Annotated in this window: 12 protein-coding genes; 8 read left to right on the top strand and 4 right to left on the bottom strand. The window is 46.1% G+C overall.

Annotated features, from left to right (window positions below; genetic code table 11):
• Positions 1 to 479 precede the first annotated feature (479 nt).
• Positions 480 to 1,688 (top strand): multiheme c-type cytochrome, encoded by a 1,209-nt coding sequence (locus ACN5NT_RS06100; protein ID WP_419174837.1) that lies wholly within the window; start codon positions 480 to 482, stop codon positions 1,686 to 1,688.
• Positions 1,689 to 1,957: 269 nt separating this feature from the next.
• On the opposite strand, the gene ACN5NT_RS06105 is transcribed toward ACN5NT_RS06100, so the two are convergent.
• The gene (locus tag ACN5NT_RS06105) at positions 1,958 to 2,887 is read right to left on the bottom strand and encodes a manganese-dependent inorganic pyrophosphatase (protein WP_136796687.1); all 930 of its coding nucleotides are present in this window, start codon (positions 2,885 to 2,887) and stop codon (positions 1,958 to 1,960) included.
• Positions 2,888 to 3,195: 308 nt separating this feature from the next.
• On the opposite strand from ACN5NT_RS06105, the gene ACN5NT_RS06110 reads away from it, so the two are divergent.
• The 7 genes from ACN5NT_RS06110 to ettA all read left to right on the top strand — a co-directional run bounded on the left by ACN5NT_RS06110 (position 3,196) and on the right by ettA (position 12,583).
• Positions 3,196 to 4,197: a hypothetical protein gene (locus ACN5NT_RS06110; RefSeq protein WP_419174838.1), complete on the top strand. Its 1,002-nt coding sequence runs from the start codon at positions 3,196 to 3,198 to the stop codon at positions 4,195 to 4,197.
• 402 nt (positions 4,198 to 4,599) lie between these two features.
• Positions 4,600 to 5,913 carry a M18 family aminopeptidase gene (locus tag ACN5NT_RS06115; RefSeq protein ID WP_419174839.1) on the top strand — a complete coding sequence of 438 codons (1,314 nt, stop codon included), beginning with the start codon at positions 4,600 to 4,602 and terminating at the stop codon, positions 5,911 to 5,913.
• Between the two features lie 219 nt (positions 5,914 to 6,132).
• A complete protein-coding gene (locus ACN5NT_RS06120; protein WP_419175032.1) occupies positions 6,133 to 6,207 on the top strand; it encodes a hypothetical protein in 75 nt (24 codons plus the stop codon).
• 753 nt (positions 6,208 to 6,960) lie between these two features.
• The gene (locus ACN5NT_RS06125) at positions 6,961 to 7,548 is read left to right on the top strand and encodes a TorD/DmsD family molecular chaperone (protein ID WP_167495721.1); all 588 of its coding nucleotides are present in this window, start codon (positions 6,961 to 6,963) and stop codon (positions 7,546 to 7,548) included.
• Positions 7,523 to 9,760 (top strand): molybdopterin-containing oxidoreductase family protein, encoded by a 2,238-nt coding sequence (locus tag ACN5NT_RS06130; RefSeq protein WP_419174840.1) that lies wholly within the window; start codon positions 7,523 to 7,525, stop codon positions 9,758 to 9,760. The genes ACN5NT_RS06125 and ACN5NT_RS06130 overlap by 26 nt, the downstream gene beginning before the upstream one ends.
• Positions 9,761 to 9,803: 43 nt before the next feature.
• Positions 9,804 to 10,619, top strand: coding sequence for a 4Fe-4S dicluster domain-containing protein (locus ACN5NT_RS06135; RefSeq protein WP_136796682.1), 816 nt, complete (start codon positions 9,804 to 9,806; stop codon positions 10,617 to 10,619).
• A gap of 281 nt (positions 10,620 to 10,900) precedes the next feature.
• Positions 10,901 to 12,583 (top strand): energy-dependent translational throttle protein EttA, encoded by a 1,683-nt coding sequence (gene ettA / locus ACN5NT_RS06140; RefSeq protein WP_136796681.1) that lies wholly within the window; start codon positions 10,901 to 10,903, stop codon positions 12,581 to 12,583.
• Positions 12,584 to 12,875: 292 nt separating this feature from the next.
• On the opposite strand, the gene ACN5NT_RS06145 is transcribed toward ettA, so the two are convergent.
• The 3 genes from ACN5NT_RS06145 to purD form a co-directional block, all read right to left on the bottom strand.
• Positions 12,876 to 13,199 carry an Hpt domain-containing protein gene (locus tag ACN5NT_RS06145; RefSeq protein WP_136796680.1) on the bottom strand — a complete coding sequence of 108 codons (324 nt, stop codon included), beginning with the start codon at positions 13,197 to 13,199 and terminating at the stop codon, positions 12,876 to 12,878.
• A 150-nt stretch (positions 13,200 to 13,349) separates the two neighbouring features.
• Positions 13,350 to 13,988, bottom strand: a complete 639-nt coding sequence (locus ACN5NT_RS06150) for an L-threonylcarbamoyladenylate synthase (protein ID WP_136796679.1) — start codon at positions 13,986 to 13,988, stop codon at positions 13,350 to 13,352.
• Positions 13,975 to 15,750: a phosphoribosylamine--glycine ligase gene (purD, locus tag ACN5NT_RS06155; protein WP_419174841.1), complete on the bottom strand. Its 1,776-nt coding sequence runs from the start codon at positions 15,748 to 15,750 to the stop codon at positions 13,975 to 13,977. The genes ACN5NT_RS06150 and purD overlap by 14 nt, the downstream gene beginning before the upstream one ends.
• Between the last annotated feature and the right edge of the window lie 58 nt (positions 15,751 to 15,808).

Genomic DNA, 15,808 nt, shown 5'->3' on the forward strand with positions numbered 1-15,808 from the left:
ATTAGTCAAACTATCCTGCGTAAAATCACTCTCAGCCATTTAAGTCCAGATCAACCATACTGGCAAGTTTCAGATTTATCTGCCAGCTCTGACGAATCCACCACCGGCATTGACAATATAGCCAACAATTATCAGCCTACTCTTTAGCTGACAACAGTTACTGCAACAGAGCCATAACGGTATTGAAAATATATCACAAAGCGAATAGATTTTAGCAGCCAACCAGCAACTTCCCGTTATATATCAGAGAGTAACCGCGTCATTAACGCTCTCAATAAAATCTACTTCATATTTCATACCTGGCACGAATCATGTTCAGACTACTCACCCTGATTACCCTGTTTTTTCTATCCTCGAATAGTTTCGCTGAAAATAACACCAACGATCTAAACATTTTCTATTCCAATGACCTCCTTGGAGAGCTTGAGCCCTGCGGTTGAAAGTCAAAACAACTGGGCGGTCTGTCCAGAAGAGCTTTATTGATTGAAGAACTTTCAGCCAACGCCGGCGATGTACTTCTCTTGGACGCCGGCAATCTCCTTTTTTCCAGGGATGGAGCAAGGGAATTACTGCAACAGGATGTAGTTACTGCGAGAGGCATTTACGAAATTTATGAAGACCTTGGCTATCACGCGATAGCTGTCGGTCCCTACGATCTCACAGCCGGCCTTAGCACAATTACCGACCTCTCGGGCTCGGTACCCTGGATTTCTTCCAATATTATAACCCAGGGCGGAGAATACATATTTCCTCCCTGGGTTCTTGTTGAATTTGAAAAACAGAAAATCGGGATTGTGGCGCTGACAGCCACTCCACGAATAGTAAACGATAATTACAAGATGCTGGAGTGGAGGGATGCTCTCACTGATGTGTTGACCAGGATCTCTCCTGATTGCGATGCCATTATCCTGCTTTCCTCTTTGGATACAGCAACAAATCAACAGATAGCAGAACAATTTTCTGACATCAGCCTCATCCTGACCGCTAATAAGCGGAATGGAAATCGTCCTCCAAAACAGATAGGTGATGCGATCACCAGTCAGGTGCAAAGCCGTGGCCGATATCTTGGAGTTCTCACCTTCCCCATGGGGCTGAAAAACCTACTGACAGACAATAAGAAAACGGAAAACTTCCAATACAGGTCGATAGCTCTTCAGCCCAATCTTGAAAAATCACAAGCTATTGATAAAAAGGTTGCTGAAATACAACGTGATATAGCAAAAATTGGCAAGCGTGCGAAATATCAACCCCAGCAAAAAACACAATCAGATACTTCAAACAACCAGTCTGAAATATCTTCCTACAGGACGTGTGTTGATTGCCATAAGGAAACGGTCGCCAGGTGGGAAAAATCCCCTCACGGTCGGGCATATCAGACCCTGGTAGATAATAATCAGCAATACAACCTTCGTTGTTTGCCCTGCCATGTGACTGATTCGGCAAACCAAAAGGCAACAGGGGTTCAATCCATGCAAGCTGATGACCTGAACTATAAACTGCTTCATCTCAGCTCTGAAAAGCAATCCGTCAGCTGTAGTGCCTGTCACCCAGGCTCCGGACTCCATGCCAAAAACAATGGTAATTTAAGGTATCTGCAAAAAGTTTCTCTAGAGCTATGTATCACATGCCACACAAAGGAACTGACTGCGGATTTCAACTTCAATAAAAAGAAAAAAGACGTGCACTGAACACTACTGAACAACAGAGAGACCGTTAGAGATAAATCGGTCCTCAAAAAAGAGCAATCCAGTTATTATTGATCCTCAACTGAAGATTTGCGAAGAGATAGGAGATAGGGGTTGGCGTGGTTCTGCTTCAGATCCGGGTATCAAAAAGAACACTCAGATCTTTTTGACGGACAATAAAAAAAAGGGGGGTTGCACCAGTCGGTGCAACCCCCTTTCTCTTATCACTACAGGTCGAAACTACGGTTTCGACACAATTCAGTATGCTCGAATTAGCAACCGAAAGCGGTCTGCAGGTTAGGAACAGTCTGCTTCTTACGGCTCATCATGCCGTCAACCCACATGGAATTATCTTCCAGTTTGCCACCGAAAGCACCTTCTACAAGAGCGGTATCGTCAGAGAGAACTACCAGATCGGTACCCTCTTTTACAACGTCGGTAAGCATGAGCAGTACAGAATGACGTCCTTCAGCCTTGACCTCTTCCATAGCTTTCAGGAGATCGGCACGGATAGCAGCTACCTGATCAAGAGTAGCAAGCTCGAGCTGGCCTACACCAACTTTGTTGCCATTCATGTCAAAATCTTTGTAGTCACGGAACAGCAGGTCTTTCGCAGGCACACCGTCGACAGAAGACTTCGCCTTGAGCATCCCCATGAAAAGTTCCTCGGTGTCAGCAACACCGGCAACTTCTTTCAGCTCTGCAACTGCAACTTTGTCATCTTCGGTGCAGGTAGGAGACTTGAAGTTTACGGTATCACTGAGAATTGCGGCGAGCATACCACCAGCAATGTCCTTAGGGATAGCAACACCAGCCTCTTTGAACATTTTGTTCAAAACGGTACAGGTACAGCCCACAGGCTCCGCACGGAAGAGAATAGGATTGTTGGTGGTTACATCACCAATTTTGTGATGATCAACAATGGTAACCACGGTAGCTTGATCAAGGTTAGCAGGGCCCTGAGCGATATCGCTGAAGTCAACCAAAGCGATCTCTTTACCGGCAGCGTCAGTAATTTCTTCTGGCGCGGTCAAACCAAAACGCTCGAGAACCATGGTGGATTCCGGGTTCAAATTTCCAGCAGTGGACTGCATAACAGCCTTTGCTTCCTGTCCCTGTGCGTTCAGGAGAGCAGCCAGCGCGATTGCAGAAGTAACTGAATCTGTATCGGGATTTGAATGTCCTACAACTAAAATAGCCATGTTCTTCCTCCGTAAATAAATTAATAATAAAATCAGACAACTATATTAATAACAAACTCGTTTATACTGAGTTTTTTCATTTGAAATTGATGGCTTAACATAGTGTCTTCAACTCATCCAGTCAAGCAGAAAAAAAAGCCTGCAATCCTTGTTGTAAACTCAATTTCTAAGTTGCCAAAATCTATGGCGCAGCCACTTAATATGCTTGCTGTTCTGCTACCGTTTTGTTTGGTGACATTGCTATTCGGTTGTAATATATTGTTTAGTTGTTCACGCCTTCACCTATCACCTCAACACATCAGATCGCCATGGAAGACCAAATAAAGGAACGAACAGAGGTCCTGAGAAGAAAGCGTCGCAACCGCTCACTTTTTCCAGCTGCTCTAGTATCAGGTATCTTCATCGTTGTTGTTAGTGCATTCTTTTACTACCAGAACAAAACAGATGTACAATCTCCTGATTCCAGCCAATTAACAGCAACAAAACAAGCTGAACCTGCTGTTTCAGTGCCTCCGAAAGTTGTTTCCGAACAGAATTCTGGCGCCCCGAACAAGCTGGATACTGAAGGGGACCCTATTGGAGATATAATCTCCTCAAGTCAAATTGAAATTCCTGAAATAATACCCCAAGCACAACCTGCTGTAGAACAAGCCACGCCAAAGGTTGTCGCTGAACCGGTAATTGAACCGGATGTCTATCAGCAGGCGGCGGATAGAATCAGGCATTTTTATTCAGAGATGGATGAGAAAAGATATATTAAGGGGTATCATCTGAATGAACCAAGTGAGAGCTATTTCTCTTCACTTACCCAGAAGGCTTTGGACAATCCTCCTATCGTCTCCGGCGAAACAGATGATCTTTTCAATGTGCTTAAAAACACTGCACATTTCTTCAGAGTCGTTGGCAAAAAAAACATTATCGTCATCAAATCCATCCTGCATGAAGAAAAGAAGTCATACGAAGATGTGCTTGCAGATTACTACCTTCTCAGCAAGAAACCTGAATACCTAAATAAAGAATTTTCGTTACAGGTTACCGACGATGCCTTATTGGAGTATGCCGGTTTTTTCCTGAACACCATGGGTGGGAGGCTTTACCTCTTCAGACGAGACTCCGTATCCCGTATGCTGGTCAATTATTACGCTATATTAATAGTTGACCAGGCAAACCATGAAGCTCGCAATAGTTACGGTATAGATATCAAGCCTGCCATTACAGCCCTCATTGACGAACTCGAAACGAGCAACGCCCAACTGCAGTCAAAAGAGACATATCTCGATACCCTCTACACCTTAAAGGAAAGGTATTGATCCAGAAATCGGTTAGAGGTGCTTTCAGACCGACACAGGTATCGTGAATATGCGCGGTGCAGATATAAACTAAAGAAGTGATTCTCTGAAACAGGAAGACATCCCATTGGAATTTCAACTTGATGCCGCATTTGAAGCCAGGGCGTAATCTACCCTTTTCGATGTTTACACTAGGCATCAGTGGATAAGGAAGACGTTTCTCACAAAGGAAAATTCAACTGCACAAATTACTGCAGTTGCCTACTCCTGTTTAAACCGTATTTTACAATCACTGGCCAGCAACAGCGTCAAGGGCACCCGGCGCTTTATAATTGTATCTGCTATAATGAACACTGAGCAGCCCTGATCTATTCATAATATTCATAATCATACCATTGCAGCCCCATGACTGAAACTCATCACATGAAAGAACTAACAGAAAGGTATAATTCAGATCTTTTTCAATATCTGGACGCATCTCCCACAGCTTTTCATGCAGTCGCAGAATTAGCAAGTATGTTATCAGCCAGGGGCTTTATAGAGCTTCACGAAACTGAGCCCTGGAAGCTGCTGAAAGGCAAGAGGTATTTCGTAACCCGCGAAAATTGCTCGCTCATCAGCTTTATTTTGGGCAACGAAGATAAACCTTCTGATGGATTCCGCATTATCGGCAGCCACGCTGACAGCCCTGGCCTGCAATTAAAGCCGAAATCCATGGTAATCAATGATCCATACCTTCAACTTGGTGTAGAAATATACGGCGGTCCCCTGCTGAACACCTGGTTCGACAGAGATCTTTCCCTGGCCGGCAGAGTGAGTTGCTCTGACGGCCAGGGAAACCTGGTGGAGCACCTGATAAATTTCCAGCGTCCTCTGCTTTCAATTCCAAGTCTTGCCATTCACCTGGACAGGGAAGCCAACGAGGGACGCGCCATAGATAAACAGAAAGCTCTTCCTCCTGTATTTGCTCAAACCCTGGATGTCAATATTCCGGAGTTCAACCAGATTATCATGGCCCAGATACAGCAACAAAACCCTGGCTCTGTTGCTGAGAAGGTGCTTGCTTTCGACCTGTTTTGTTACGATCCACAGAAGGCAACCTACCTTGGAATCAATGATGAATTTATTGCCAGTGGCAGATTGGACAATCTCTTGAGCTGTCATGTTGCAGCAACAGCCATGGCGAATTGCAATGGAAAGCACAACAATTTCTTTATCTGCACAAACCATGAAGAAAACGGCTCTACCTCTACAACAGGCGCTCAGGGTTCTTTTGCTCAAGATGTATTGTCACGAATAATACCTGAGCCCGAAAGTCAGCAAATTTCCATTCGCAATTCATTTTTTATTTCAATCGATAACGCCCACGCTTCTCATCCGAACTTCAAAGAGACTGCTGAACCTGATCATTGCACAGTGTTAAATGGCGGACCGGCAATAAAGATTAATGCCAACCAGCGTTATGCAACCAATAGCAGGTCTGCTGCTGTTTTTAAGTTATTGGCCCAAAAAGCAGATATTGAGGTGCAGGAATTTGTAATGCCTACCGGTAAACCATGCGGTAGTACCATTGGCCCAATGACTGCTGCCAAACTCGGAGTGCAGACTATTGATATTGGTGTCCCCACTTTCGCCATGCACTCCATTCGTGAGATGACAGGTGCCAGCGACCCGTACAAATTACTGCGAGTCATCCAAACCTTTGTTGACTCCCCTCATATGCAAAAGAGCAAATAATCTTGCAACTTCTTGAAAGCCAATGGAATTTTTTTGAAGTTCAAAAAGTGCACCAGTATGCAAACGTAACAGCTATGTGCAAATATACGCCGGCGTAAACATCACCGAACCTGCGCTGGCGAAACTCAGTCAAGATGATGAGTTGATCGGATACATCACCTCGTTTGATTTTTTTGAAACCGGCCGAAAAGTACACAGTGATTTTTTTTTCACGCTCTGATACTTGCCGAGTCCCATGCTGACCCTGATGCAGTTTCAGCCAAAGATGCGATTGGGCTTGGTCAAATTTTTTAGATACCATAAGAAGGGTTGGACACTCAGAATAAAACTTAACTATATCAATATGGACCAACTGCAACACATCGCCAGGAATGATCTCTTTGATCCTGCACTTAATATTCTTCTCACCTGCTATTTGATCAATAAATATAAATATACATTTCGATGGTCTTCTTGATCTTGTCGTTGCTGCCTGGAATGGTGGTGAAAATGTCAGTGCTTTAGTCTTTCGCAAACATCCACCTTACCAGGAAACTGAAAACCTCATAGACAGAGTAAACAGATATTATCTTACACTTTTACAAAATATTTTCGAGCCAGCACCATATCCCCTTACCTGCCCTTCCCCTGCTTCCCATTACGGCAGGCGCGATCCACAGCAATGGATCGCAATTTCTTTGCAACTACAACCACCTCGAAAGCCCAGCAAGCCCAACCTGCACATTCGACACAGAGCTTTAAAGACACCGATTTTGTTGTCTTTAAAGGAAAATGGCAAAATTTATTGACATGCGGAAGCTAAAGTATTTAAGTATATAGTTATTGACATATGTCGTATACCACTGATTTCCCGTGGATTCGCGTAACTTACGCAAAAAAAAGGATTTTATCAGGTAATGAAATTCCAGACCTAACAAGTCAAATTGCCACAGTGTGGTAATTGACAACGGTGATAGTCACAGGTAGATTTCCACCTCATTTGCGAAGGTTATGTTTTATTCACCCTCGTTACAGTACGGTTGATTTGCCGCAAACCAGATGGGCATTATGACAAGCACAACGACTCTACGAATTGCTACACTTTACAGGTTTTGCGCGCAAAGCCTCCAATACCCTGACACAAACTGGCTCAACGCAGATTATTTGCAGGGATTGTATTCACTTCTCGAAAGTCTTGGAGCAGATGATGAACTTGAACAGGTCCAGACAGCTTTTGAGACTGATCCAGACATTCTTGAGACGCTACAAATTGAACACACAAGGTTATTCATAAACGGTGTTCCACACGTTGTAGCCCCACCTTATGGCTCGGTTTACGTGGATAAATCCCTGCAAGGATTGCATACAGAAAAAACCCTCAATTTTTATGCAGAGTGCGGATACAGCCTGAAGCACGGGTCAGATCTGCCGGATCACATCATCCACCAACTTGAATTTCTGTCTCTGCTGGCGGAAAACAACGACGCAGAGCACGAATCAGAATTTTTGCAGACCATATTTCTTCCATGGTTCAGCAAGTTTGGCGCGAGAGTAAAGCAGGAGACTCACCACCCGTTTTATTCTGTAATTGTTCAACTCATTGATTATTTAACGAAGGAGGAAGACGAACATGGCATTCAACTTGACGAGGCGTAGATTTTTACAATCTGCCTCTCTGGCAGCTGCTTCCATACCGCTTTCAAAAGTTGTTTCCGCAGAGACCGGGTTTGTTCAATCCCCACTTGAACCGAAAGGCTCCCTCAAGGAAGAAACCGCAACGGGTGGTATCTGTGAAATGTGCTTCTGGAGATGCCAGCTCATAGGTAAAAAACGTGACGGCAGACTTATAAAGCTGGAAGGTAACCCGAAATCAATAGACAACGGCACTTCCATCTGCGCCAGGGGCAACGCTGGCATTAAGCTGCTTTACGATCCTGATAGATTGAAATACCCTCTGAAAAACGTGGGCGAAAGAGGCAAACCCGTCTGGAAACGAATCAGCTGGGAAGAAGCGCTTGAGGAGTGTTCAAGCAAATTGAAGGGTGTTGTCGATAAATACGGTCCCCAGGGGATTGCAGTCTTTCCCCATGGCTCGACTGCCAAATACCCGATGCATTTCTTTGAGAGAACCGTCGGAACGCACAATGTCAGTGAGGCCTCTTTCTTCCAGTGCAGAGGTATTCGTGATACAGCATACTGGGCGACAATCGGCAAGGCTCCAGGCGAAAATGTGGATATGCCGAATTCCAAAGCCATTATGCTTCTCGGCTCGCATATTGGTGAAAATGTCCATGTTTCCCATGTTAAGAGCTTTATCAAAGGCCTCCAGAATGGCTCCAAGCTCATCGTTGTTGATCCACGATATTCCGCAGCCGCGGCAAAATCTGATGTCTGGGTGAAAATCAAGCCCGGCACCGATACCGCTTTTCTGCTGGCGATTATGAACTATCTCGTTAAGACAGAGAAATATGACGTCGACTTCATTGATGAATGGGCAGATGGTTTTGATGAGTTTGCCGAAGGTATTGCAGACTGGACTTTTGAAAAAGCTGCCAAGGAATGCAATATCCCTGTCGAGCAGATCAAGGAAGTAGCAGACATACTCGCAGACAACGCTCCCAATGTTTCTATCCATCCTGGTCGCCACGTTAGCTGGTATGGAAACGACTTTCAGCGACAACGCTCACTCGCTTGCCTCACCGCACTTCTTGGCGCTTATTACGTAGAGGGCGGCTGGGTACCAGGTATTAAACCCAAGGTTGGTAAAGTAAGCTGGGCCAAGCATGATCATGGTGACGAGCACAACCTCAATTACAATGAAGACGAGGAACTTCGCCACCCATTTACACCTCCGGGAACACCTACAGAGTTGATTCGAGATGCGGCTCTGACTGGTAAACCGTATCCTATCAAAGGTTGTGTAATCTGGGGCCAGAACCCTATCCAGACCATCCCTGGCCAGGAAAAGATGAAAGATGTGCTCCGCCAGATGGATTTCGTCATGTGTGTTGACGTGATGCCAACAGACGCGACCATGTGGGCTGATATTCTTTTGCCTGAGGCAAGTTATCTTGAACGCTTTGATCTTGTGAAAACCGGTACACAGTGGGATTTCTCCGAAAAGCATCAACAATACATCACTGCCAGGATGCCATTGGTTGAACCAATGTTTGAACGCAAGGACAACGTGTTCATTACCAACGCCATCGCCAAAGGTATGGGCCATGAAGAAGAGATTCCAGTGAAAACCGTTGAAGAAATGGTTGAAAAGAATCTCGCTGTAGCGGGGCTCAGCATAGCACAGCTCAAGAAAGAAGATGGCATTCATCTTCGCGACGGCAAGGACCCATACGGCATCCCTGAAGACTTTGAGGTTCTGCTTTATAACGAAGATATCGAAGATGCAGGATTTCCTGGTGTGCCAACCTATATGCCTGTCGAACCACCACCAGCCGGCTTTGCCCGGCTACTCTATGGCCGTGTGCCTGTCCATACGTTCAACAGGACCCAGAACAACGCCTGGCTCAATTTTGCCATGCCGGAAAACCCTGTCTGGATTAATGATGAGACCGCGAACAAACTGGGCCTGAAAGATGGTGACATTGTCGGTCTGGTTAACAGTGAGGGATTCAAGTCCCGCACCACTACTACGGTTAAGGTAACTCCCGGCATCAGAAAAGATTCAGTCTATATGGCCCATGGTTACGGTTCCGCCAATCCGCTGCTGAGTGTTGCAGTGAATGCAGGTGTCGATGACACCAGTCTTATGACCAAGATTGCGATAGATCCTGAGACTGGTGCCCATGGTATGCGGAACAACTTTGTCAAGCTGATCAAAGACGGCAAAGTGCTGGACATTCCGGCATAGCTCGCATTAGCGTAAATAATTTCCCTTGAGGAGGAAAATATAAATGCAATACGGAATGATAATAGATCTCGAACGATGCGTTGGCTGTCATGCCTGCACTATTGCCTGCAAGGCAGAGTGGGAAGTTCCTGTCGAATACGGCAGAAACTGGGTACGGCGCCTGGGGCCTTCAATTGTTCAAGGCGAGATGGCTTCCACCTACTATCCCGGGTTGTGCAATCACTGCACTGAGCCACCCTGCGTAGAAGAATGTCCGGCAGATTACGAAGAGCAAACATTTACCAACCCGAAAACAGGTGAAACTATAACTCTTGAGGTTGCAGCCACCTGGAAAGATCCTTTTGACGGTACCGTACAGATAGACAAATCCCGCTGTCTGGGATGCGGAGCCTGTGCAGACGTATGCCCTTACAGCGCACGCTACATCAATCCGGATCTGGTTGACGACATGTCCGAGGACGGCAAGGCTGACAAGTGCACCCTCTGCAAGCCTCGGGTAGATGCCGGCTCACTGCCTGCCTGTGTGCAGACCTGTATTACTAACGCCCGAATTTTTGGCGATCTAGATGATCCCAAGTCAGAAGTTGCCAAGTATATCAAGAAGGGTGCAAAAGGAATCGAACCTGTTGATGGAGAGCTTGGCCCGAATATCAAATATTATGGCTGTAAAAAGGATGTTGACCTGCTCTTCGGCACCTCTACGCCTGAATTGGTAGACGTTGGACCAATTCGACGCCGGGCAATGCTGGCAGCTCTTGGCAGTGGAGCAAAAAAATCCCTGCGCAATGTCGGACTGCTGGGTATCGCGGGTGCATTTCTTGCGTCGGCAGCCTCAGATGGGGATGCCAGCGACAAATAAGCTTTACGATTCAGAATAGCAGTACATTTTACAGGACCATAATCTCAATTTGATTATGGTCCTTTTTTTATGTATTATCGTGGCACATTTGATATACCCGCTAATTGTGGCAGCCTTTTCATCAAATAATTATATTCATAATGAAAATATGCAGGGTCAACTGATTTTAGTGATTATTACATAGAATACCTGATAGCTTAGTAGAGGCTTTACCGGCTGCTTTTGAGCCAACACCATAATTGTCTCTCTAATAAATTGAAATAATTCCCAAAAGGAAAACCATGAGCACAGACGATAAGAAGATCATTTATTCAATGATCAAAGTATCGAAGTATTACGATAACAAACCAGTCATAAAGGATATATCTCTCTCCTATTTCTATGGCGCCAAAATTGGCGTCCTCGGTCTGAACGGCTCCGGTAAAAGTACCCTGCTGAGAATTCTTGCCGGGGTGGACACAGAGTTCAACGGTAAAACAGTTCTATCTCCCGGGTTGACTGTCGGCTACCTTGAACAGGAGCCTGATCTCGATCCGGAGAGTACTGTTCGCGCAATCGTTGAAGAAGGTGCCCAGGAGACTGTCGATCTGCTCCAGGAATTTAATGAGATCAACGAAAAATTCGCCGAGCCCATGACCGATGACGAAATGCAGAACCTCATCGACCGTCAGGCACAGGTACAGGAAAAACTCGATCACCTCTCAGCCTGGGATCTCGACAGTCGACTTGATATGGCCATGGATGCCCTGCGCTGCCCTCCCCCCGAATCTAAGTGTGGCGTGCTCTCCGGTGGTGAAAAACGTCGTGTTGCTCTCTGCCGTATTCTATTACAAAAGCCAGATATTCTGCTTCTCGATGAGCCCACAAACCATCTCGACGCACAATCAGTAGGTTGGCTTGAACAACATCTTCAGGAATACGAAGGAACAGTTATTGCTGTAACCCATGATCGCTATTTTCTCGACAATGTCGCAGGCTGGATTCTCGAGCTGGATCGAGGGGTAGGAATTCCCTGGAAGGGCAATTACTCCTCTTGGCTGGAGCAGAAAGAGAAACGTCTTGCCATGGAAGAAAAGAAGGAGAGCAACCGCCGCAAAACGCTCCAGCGCGAACTTGAGTGGATCAAGATGTCTCCCAAGGGACGACGTTCGAAATCCAAGGCACGTATCAGCTCTTACGAGAAACTGATGGGCCAGGAGAGTGAAAAGCTCGAAAGAGATCTCGAAATATTTATTCCACCAGGACCACGCCTCGGTAAGGTTGTTATTGATGCGGAAGGCGTGCAGAAAAGATATGGCGACCGAATTCTGGTCGACAATATGACCTTCAATCTTCCTCCCGGTGGAATTGTAGGTGTTATCGGTCCCAACGGTGCTGGTAAAACCACCCTGTTCAGGATGATTACCGAACAGGAAACACCGGATGCCGGTTCTATCAGAAAGGGTGACACCGTAAAGCTCTCATATGTAGATCAGTCCAGGGACTCCCTTGATCCCGAAGCTACTATCTGGGAAACCATCTCTGATGGTCAGGATACCGTCTGGCTTGGCACTCGCGAAGTAAACAGCCGAGCGTACGTCGGAAAATTCAACTTCTCAGGATCTGATCAGCAAAAGAAAGTCGGCTTACTGTCAGGTGGTCAGCGTAACCGTGTTCACCTTGCCCGGATGCTTAAAGAAGGCGGCAACGTATTACTGCTTGATGAGCCGACCAACGACCTTGATGTCAACACCTTACGAGCCTTGGAAGAGGCGTTAGAAAATTTCGGCGGCTGCGCGGTTATCATCAGCCATGATCGTTGGTTTCTCGATAGACTTGCAACCCATATTCTCGCATTTGAGGGTAATTCAGAAGTGGTATGGTTTGAAGGAAACTACTCAGACTATGAGAAAGACAGAAAAGCAAGACTTGGGGCAGAAGCTGACCAACCCCACCGCATAAAATACAGGCAGCTGACAAGATAGCACAGCGGTCGACGTAGGGAGAGCCTCGACAAATTTTGCACTGTCGGGGTTCTTTGGGTTGGTGAACCATGATAATTCTCGTGTTTGCTGTGTGCTCAATGAAGTCTTCAGAGACAGCGAGTAGTAATCTGCAGCAAGCGTTTGGCAGTAACGAGTTTGAGGTAAGCGGTCGTGGCGTTGGGTTAAAAAATGATCTGCTCTACCTGGAAAAAGCGACAAATCCGATGTGCTTTAGCGGATCAGGAGCTTGATATTTTAGGTAAAACTACACAGGTAACATGACTGCCAATCGTTACAGCTCCTTCAGTTCCTGCTGCATCTGTTGCAGTTTTGGCAGGAGTTCCTTTGCCAGCTCAACCCTGCCGGATCTGGCATCTTGCTCAATTTGCTTAGCGAGCATGGTAACCCCTTCTATCCCCAGAGTTGCTGCGGCCCCTTTGATGGAATGTGCGGCATTTGTTACCTGAAGCGCATTGCCACAGTTGATACCCGCCTCCATTTTGGCAACGTCATTCTCAAAGCTAATTTTAAAAAGATCTAAAAGTTCCTGCAGCAAATCAATATCGCCGGCAGTCTGCTCAAGTGCAAATTCCCTGTTCCAGCCCAGTATATTCATTTATAAATCCCGTTTTGCAGCTCAGACCTTTTTTCTGCTGGCAGCCCACCGGCAATACGTTCCATATGTTGTACGTTTTGGCATTTCATCTAAAGGATAACACGGAATACTATCTGGACAAACAGTAACGGCAAAAGGCAATGTGAATTTTTATCGTAATGTGGATCTCAATGGCAGACCCGGCAACCGAATTCGCCCAACTCTCTCAATGCACAAGATACCATCAATCACATTGACTACTGTAGACCCCAAGCCTTCATCAGCCGGCCCCCCGTCTACGACGTACGCAAGCTTGTCACCGAACGCCTCATGAACCTGTTTGGCAGACCGTGCCGGCTCATGCCTTGATGGATTCGCACTGGTAGCAGTGATGGGGTTTTTGAACAGATCTATTATGCGGCAAACTGTTCTATTGGGAGTCAGCCTGATACCGATGGTTCCGGTACCGCCTGTAAGAAGATGAGAGACGCTCGGCCTGGCAGGAAAAACAAGAGTTAGTGGTCCAGGCCAGTAGTGTTCTATCAGACTTTCGTATTGCTTGGGAATAGTCTGAGCATACTTCGCCACCTGTTGAACATTTGAGACAAGCAGCAGGATAGGTTTATTTTTCGGTCTCTGTTTTACCAGGTAGAGACGTTCTATGGCCTGATCGTTATCCGGATTAACGGCAAGTCCATAATAGGTTTCAGTTGGGACTGCTACCACGCCTCCCATCCTTATGGCTTCAACAGCCCGCCGAATGTCATCATTCGACGGGCTGATAACAGACTGTTTATTAGAGTGATTCAAGCTTTTTGGCCTTTTCTTCTACTTCTTTGACCATATTTTCCTTAAATTCAACCAGCTTGGCTGCAATGGCCTCATCACTCAAAGCGAGCATTTTCGCTGCAAAGACAGCACCGTTTTTGGCACCAGCTTTACCGATCCCCATGGTGGCAACCGGGATTCCAGGAGGCATCTGAACTGTTGCCAACAGAGCATCCATACCATTTAAAGGAGAGGCATCCAATGGTATTCCAATTACAGGGAGATCTGTATGAGATGAGATAACACCGGCCAGGTGTGCAGCCATGCCGGCACCACAGATGATAACTTTGAGACCACGTTCTTTAGCAGTTTTTGCGTATGTTGCAGCTTTTTCGGGAGTTCTGTGTGCTGATGCCACGGTCATCTCAAAGCCGATACCAAACTGCTTTAATAAATCTCCTGCGGCCTTCATCACAGGATAATCGGAATCACTCCCCATGAGAATTCCAACAACCACCGCTGCATCACCTTCTGTTCTTTTCATTGCTTTTGCTCCAATATCTCTACGAAAATAACTTTCCTGCCAGCTGATACAATCAACTGCTCTGTAACACGAGTCAAGAGCATCTCCCAGCGTGTCACCTATAGCCGTAACACCAAGAACCCTGCCTCCATTTGAAACAACTTTACCGGATGCTTCTGCAGTCCCGGCATGAAAGACAACCACCCCCGGTATTTGACGGGCCTCTTCAAGGCCTGTTATAGGATAACCCTTTGTATAGCTTCCCGGGTATCCACCAGAGGCCAGTACTACACAGACAGTAGGCCTTGGGTCTACTTTCAGATCAATCTCATGTAATTTACCATCTATTGCAGCCTCGAACACATCGACAATGTCAGACTGAATCCTCATGAGCAACGGCTGTGCTTCGGGATCACCAAAACGACAGTTAAATTCGAGTACATCGACCTTGTCGCCATCAATCATGAGGCCTGCATACAGCATTCCCTTATAGGGACGACCTTCCGCAGCGAGACCTTTGACAGTAGGGATCATGACGTTTTCCATTACATAATCACTTATCTCCTGTGTTACCACAGGTGCTGGCGAATAGGCACCCATGCCGCCTGTATTTGGCCCCTTGTCTCCTTCATAGATCGCTTTATGGTCCTGAGAGGTGGGCAACGGTAACACCGTTTTCCCATCAGTGAAGGCAATAAACGAAGCTTCCTCACCAATCAGACATGCTTCAACCACAACAGTGTTCCCCGCAGATCCAAAAGCTCGATCCTGCATAATAAGGTCGACGGCCTCCTTCGCTTCATCCACTGTGGCAGCGACGATAACACCCTTCCCTGCTGCAAGTCCATCTGCTTTTACAACTATTGGTGCTCCACATTTGTCGATGTAAGCCTTTGCTTCATCACTCTCGGTAAAAACACCAAATGGTGCTGTCGGAATATTGTATTTGGCCAGAAACTCCTTGGTAAAGACTTTACTTCCTTCCAGAATCGAAGCCGCTTTGTTCGGTCCAAAAACCCTCAACCCATTTTCTTCAAAACTATCTACAACTCCCTCGACCAATGCTGCTTCAGGACCAACAACAGTCAAGTCAATTTTCTGGTCCAAGGCGAATTTCAGCAGCTTATCAACCTCAGTAGCACCTATCTCAACACATTCAGCGATTTCGGCAATACCTGCATTACCAGGTGCACAGAAGATCTTTTCAACCTTGCTGCTCTGGTTAATTTTCCAGGCCAGTGCATGCTCTCTTCCACCTGAACCGATGACAAGTACTTTCATGTTAGTGACTCCATGTATAATTGAATGAGAAATTCTATAAACTCTGTAACTCGATGCG

The sequence above is a fragment of the Desulfosediminicola sp. genome (assembly GCF_048381775.1).
GTDB classification, from domain to species: Bacteria; Desulfobacterota; Desulfobulbia; order Desulfobulbales; family Desulfocapsaceae; genus Desulfopila; species Desulfopila ganghwensis.